This is a genomic window from Xenorhabdus griffiniae, assembly GCF_001028135.1.
Lineage (GTDB): Bacteria > Pseudomonadota > Gammaproteobacteria > Enterobacterales > Enterobacteriaceae > Xenorhabdus > Xenorhabdus bakwenae.
On record NZ_LDNM01000133.1, the window covers coordinates 1 to 5,207 of the forward strand.

Genomic DNA, 5,207 nt, shown 5'->3' on the forward strand with positions numbered 1-5,207 from the left:
TGAGTTTATCTTTCAGCGGCATTTCACCGGAAATAGCTATCAGCTCATCAGGATCGTAAAAACGCCCCTCACTCACTGCCCTGTGGGTTTTCTGAAAGCGGGTGCGCAGCGCCCACCATGTCTGCGCTTTCGCGTTGGCGAAAAAATCTTTATTTAGTCGGGGTTCGCTGAATGCATCCCCCGGCACAGCTTCGCCATCAGGATCAAACACGGCACCACTCCCCCGAAACGGTGTCGCGGTTACCGCGCTCATTCGCAGGGATTTACGTTGTTCGTTGATAATACGGGCATCGCCCCGTACACCCGCGCCCAGTCCGTCAGAGTCAAATCGAAACGAATCTAGATTATTCTGCTCACACCAACCGAAGACATTTTCAACGGAACCAAAAATATCACTGCCTTTGCCAGACCATTCTTTGATTCCCCCCAACAAGACGCCGTGCCGCCATGAAAACGCGTTTTTATCTTTACCCTCGTCGGCTGCGTCCATCGCCCCCATGCGAATACCTGTTGGTTGAATACCGAGTTTGATATTCGCATCGATGGAGGATTGCACCCATTCAGACGGTATCAATATTCCCTCTACCGACGCCTGATAGTTGATATCAACCTCCTGCGCCAGCGTGACCGGGTCAAGTTTTTCCACCTGTTTTTTGTACCAGGCATCGTCTTTCCGTGGGTCATCTCGCCAGTGGAATGTGAAAATTTTGATGTTGCCACTGTGCCTGCGCTGGGCGAATGAGTTCGCCATACCGTTTGGTGTCGAAACATCCTGTCGGCAGTTGGTTGTGGCCGACAACGACGCATCCACCAGCGCTGGACGTTCGAGGAACGCGGCCTCATCCACAAAATAGAAGCTGGCACGGTCACCCCGCCCGATGCCATCGCCTGCCTCACCTGTAATAACTGAGTCAGTATCAGGGAACAGAATACGCATGTGGGGGGCGTGCTTGCGAATATCCCACGTGCCTCTGAATTCGGCGGGCAACAAGTTGATGAAATTTCGTGCCTTATCAAACAACGACTTGGGTGAACCCAGCTTATCGACATATTCCTCTTTGCGAGAACCGAAACCCGCAGCAACCCCCCGATTGAACAGACATATTGAGCTGGCCGTGGCGATGGTCAGCCAACTAATCCCCATGTCGCGGGTTTTTTCAGTGATCCCCGGCTCCTGAGTACGCCAGCATTCCATAAACCATTCAATCCATTCCTCCTGACGGGGGAACAGAATAAAGGGGATACGGGCAGGTAAACCCCGCTCAACGTTGCGGGGGTCTACCGTCATGCCCCAGTCAATAATAAATTGCCCTGGATTATCGCGGTAAAATGTCCGCATCGCAGGTAATAGCGTGGGGTTCTGGCGAATGCGTTGTAACCGCTCCATCCGCCATTCGAATATCGCGTTATAATCGGGTTTACGAAAATCAAACGGAAACGGCACAGGCATTGCATCACCCCATCATTTTCTTGTAGGCAGCCTCTGCCTGTTCGGGTGTCAGTTTAGCCACCGCTATCGGGCCGTCATTCGCTCCCGTCAGTTCGTTTTTCACATTCTCACGGAATGCCTGAACAGAGACGTGTTTACCCAGCAATTCGAGATTTTTTACTTTGTCCGGCCATTTGATTTTTTTGAGTATGCCGACCATATCGCGGTCGTCGCCTCTGCCCTCGAACATCTCAGCCAGATTGAACCCACTGAGATAACGACGCCACGATTCCGGCCATTTTGACAACGGTTTGATACTAAGATCCTCCTCCAGAATGTCAGCCACATCCATCTGGTCGATTTCAACGAGGCGCATCAGTACATAGTTAGCATCAATCCCCAGTTGTTTGTTGCGCGTCTGTTTCAGCTCATCGATCAGCGCGATAACAAACGGTTTTTGCATCAATTGATAGCTAATTTCACTGGCACGTTTCGGGCTGTACCCTGCTCGGATTGCTGCCTGCGTTGCGTTTAAATCGACCAGGTATTCACGACAAAACGTTTTTTGTTTTGTCGTCATTTTTGTACTGGTCATTTTCTGAGTTCCTAAAAAGAAAAAAGCCATCCGTTAACGCGGGTGGCAGTAAAGGTTATGTAGATCACTTTTTAATCACTTTGGTTGGATATAATCGCAAAGCGATTACAGAGAGAAACTATCCCACTGACACCGCCCTCTAACATAGTCCTGCCCCACTCAGGGAATGGACACCGAAATATTTCATTTAGTTTCAGAGAGTAACTAATTGTTAAGTATTATTCGCTTGTTATTGTGTGGAAATGGGTTTACTGGTCTTTGTTGTAGTCAGCAAAATAGGGTGAATAAAATGAAAAAATATCTTCTTCTTTGCCTGTTGGCGGGTTCGGCTATGCTACCACTGCAAACTTACGCCAATATTTCCAGCAATTGCCCAGATGATTCAGGTAATTGTATAGATCTTGATCCTATTTGCGTGTTATTACCAATGTTGCCACAGTGCGCCTCTAATATTTCAATAACCCCGTCAAATTCACTAACGTGAACAGACTAATAAATCAAGCAAGGACGGTAGCATTCCTGCCGTCCTCTCGTCATGACACGGTATTTACTCCCACCACCTCAGTATCATTTGCTCTGAGGTGGTGAGGCGTTATTCCACACAGATACAGCAGTGACCGATGACTCCTCCTCTGACCCACATGCACCACAGTCAGTACATTGCACAAAAAACCACGTGTCATCCGAATATGAGTTTATTTCCGTATCCCCACTACCGCAAAACAGGCACGGTTTGAGTTTGTCTGCCATTACTTTTTTCTCCCACATTCAGTATTCGCCCAATCCCTCAGTCCGAGGAACTGGGCTTCGAGGGTTTCAAGTTCTCCGAGGAGACGTACATAATCCTGTTCAGCGTCTTTCGCCAGTCTGGCGGGTCTTGAACCATCCACGCCGGAGGGGGCAGCGGTTTCAGACACGGGGCACTCGGCTTTGACGTACACGCGCTTAACGTTAGTGCGGAGAGTATCGTTAAGCTCATCAAGTTTAGATTTGGCATTGGCGAGTTTCTGTAATTGCTTGGTGTCCCGTTCTGCAAGATGCTGAATCCGCTCTTGCTGGTTGGTGTTGATGGCGACCTGCTCGTCATACTGTAGCTTTAATCTACGGTACTCCTTGGCCTTGTCCTGATACTCACTGTAATAGAACCAGAACAGGCCAGAGACGACAGCAAAAGCACCGAGGGTGAAGTACTGACTATTGAGTTTCATCGCTGTATTCTCTTGCCTATCCACGCCATCACCGGCACTGCCATTGAATTACCGATTGCCCGATAACGATGTCCATCAGGACAATTTGCAGCGGGTTTACCATTCCATGGTATTTGGGTGTGATTATCGGGAAATCCCTGTAAACGTTCGCATTCGACAGGAGTTAAACGACGCACAGCATAGCCATAATTCACGCCATGAACGTCTGATGCCGTCAATGTATAGGAAATTTCTGGGTGATAACCAAGACCATTACCGCCATTTTTGGCGTTCCGATTGATTATATTTCCGGCTAGTGAAATTGCCACTAAATCCGCTGCGCTCTTAGCATCCCGAGCTTTCAGAGTAGATGCTATATTGTCAGCTTTATATTCACCAAACGAAAGCAGCCTATATGTTGATACCAGCCCGCTGCCACGCTGGGAAAATATTTCCTGATTACTCATGCCGATACTGTGGCTCTGGTTTAAGGTGGGATGCGGGTTTAGCCCTGAGTCCCAGTGACTGCCGATAACAGCGCGGCTTCTAGCGTTGGCGGTAATTTCTGCCCTCTCCGTTGAGCGCGCTTCAGTATCCCGGCACACGCTCTTGGACTCAAAAAGTACCGTGGCAGGACAGATGTCTTTTCGAGCACTTGCGACAACAAACACACGACGGCGTCGTTGGGCCACTCCGAAATATTGAGCGTCGAGCACTCGCCAGGCGACAGCGCGTTGGGGACCAGACACATAACCAGAGTTTGTCCATCTCGTCCCTGGCGGCTGCAACGGTTCATTTTCTCCGGCAAGCCCTGCAAGAAAACAACCGAAGGCATTATCCCGGCTGGATAATACGCCGGGCACGTTTTCCCAGACGATGATAGATGGCTGTTTTCCGTTTGCTGCCCTGACTGAATCAATAACATTAGCTAACTCCACGAATGATAGTGTTAATTGTCCCCGTTCATCGCCCAACCCATTACGCAGACCTGCAATACTGAATGCCTGACAGGGTGTTCCGCCGACCAAAATATCCGGTGCATACGCCTGATTTTCGGCAATCAGGGCGGGGATTTGGGTCATATCCCCCAGATTGCGGACATGCGGCCAATGGTATTGCAATACTGCGCTGGGAAATTTTTCAATTTCACTGAACCATGCCGGGGGCATCCCCAGTGGTTCCCATGCCACGCTGGCCGCCTCAATACCGGAGCAGACCGAGCCGAAACGCATCATTTCGCTATTCATAGCATCTCAAATGCCCGTGTGAAGATGTCATCGGAATAAGGTTGTTTGCCGTTCTCGTACCGGATGAAGGACTTAGCCAGCGCAATCAGCGTGGGTTTATTGATGTCCAGAACCTGATTCGGATCGACATTCAGTGCCTTAGCAACACCCTTGATATAGGCTGAGGTGTTGTTTTCGTTATTTGGAGCATAGCAATTAATCATCTTGGCCACACTCTGATAACCGTTCTTGTGGTAATTGGTCAGCAACTTCATGAGTGCCCGGATACCATATTCCGGTGATTCAAACAGACAGAACCGAGGATTTTTTACCCCTGTTTCGATTCCAATTTGACCTTGCCACTTATTAGCGGGATTGTGGTCGATATTGCCCGGGTTGTTATTGCGAATGCCTCTGCTCACTGTTTACCCCCCAGCCGTTTATTGATGGCACGAACAGCAAACTCGCGTATTTTCTCAACGCCAATAAATCCAACAGTGCCACCGATAGCCGGTGCAAAACTGATAGGAATGCCAAACATCTCTAGCCCGCTGGATACACTCCATGACAAAGCACCACAGAGCAGCGCCTCTACCCAGCGGTTCTTCCGTTCCACGCCGTCGTAAATCAGGCGTCCGTAACAAATTACGATAGCTAAAGCAGAGCCGGATATTTGCGGCCACGAGTTTTTCAGGCCATTTAACATGTCAGCCCATAAATCAGGATTTTCTTTCATCTTCATATTCCACCCCATTTGAACAATGGGCGTC

The 5,207-nt window shown here is 49.3% G+C and carries 6 protein-coding genes and 1 pseudogene; all 7 read right to left on the reverse strand.

Annotation, left to right across the window (positions count from 1 at the left end):
• Positions 1 to 1,450, reverse strand: a 1,450-nt coding sequence (locus AAY47_RS18610; RefSeq protein WP_047771785.1) for a hypothetical protein, incomplete at its 3' end; no start/stop codon positions are given.
• Positions 1,451 to 1,454: 4 nt separating this feature from the next.
• Complete coding sequence (locus tag AAY47_RS18615) at positions 1,455 to 2,024, reverse strand: terminase small subunit (protein WP_047771787.1); 570 nt, start codon at positions 2,022 to 2,024, stop codon at positions 1,455 to 1,457.
• A 567-nt stretch (positions 2,025 to 2,591) separates the two neighbouring features.
• Positions 2,592 to 2,792, reverse strand: coding sequence for a Lar family restriction alleviation protein (locus tag AAY47_RS23380; protein ID WP_083446734.1), 201 nt, complete (start codon positions 2,790 to 2,792; stop codon positions 2,592 to 2,594).
• Positions 2,774 to 3,232, reverse strand: coding sequence for a lysis system i-spanin subunit Rz (locus AAY47_RS21885; protein WP_047771789.1), 459 nt, complete (start codon positions 3,230 to 3,232; stop codon positions 2,774 to 2,776). The genes AAY47_RS23380 and AAY47_RS21885 overlap by 19 nt, the downstream gene beginning before the upstream one ends.
• Before the next feature lie 5 nt (positions 3,233 to 3,237).
• Positions 3,238 to 4,443, reverse strand: a pseudogene (locus tag AAY47_RS18625) (DNA cytosine methyltransferase); the annotation flags it as partial.
• A gap of 11 nt (positions 4,444 to 4,454) precedes the next feature.
• Complete coding sequence (locus AAY47_RS18630; RefSeq protein ID WP_047771790.1) at positions 4,455 to 4,859, reverse strand: structural protein; 405 nt, start codon at positions 4,857 to 4,859, stop codon at positions 4,455 to 4,457.
• Entirely contained in the window at positions 4,856 to 5,179 is a 324-nt protein-coding gene (locus tag AAY47_RS18635) for a phage holin, lambda family (RefSeq protein WP_369813291.1), read from the reverse strand. Before AAY47_RS18635 ends, AAY47_RS18630 begins: the two co-directional genes overlap by 4 nt.
• Between the last annotated feature and the right edge of the window lie 28 nt (positions 5,180 to 5,207).

Coding starts and splice junctions, on each gene's coding strand:
- AAY47_RS18615 (WP_047771787.1), bottom strand. CDS start 2,024: ATGACCAGTACAAAAATGACGACAAAACAAAAAACGTTTTGTCGTGAA.
- AAY47_RS23380 (WP_083446734.1), bottom strand. CDS start 2,792: ATGTGGGAGAAAAAAGTAATGGCAGACAAACTCAAACCGTGCCTGTTT.
- AAY47_RS21885 (WP_047771789.1), bottom strand. CDS start 3,232: ATGAAACTCAATAGTCAGTACTTCACCCTCGGTGCTTTTGCTGTCGTC.
- AAY47_RS18635 (WP_369813291.1), bottom strand. CDS start 5,179: ATGAAGATGAAAGAAAATCCTGATTTATGGGCTGACATGTTAAATGGC.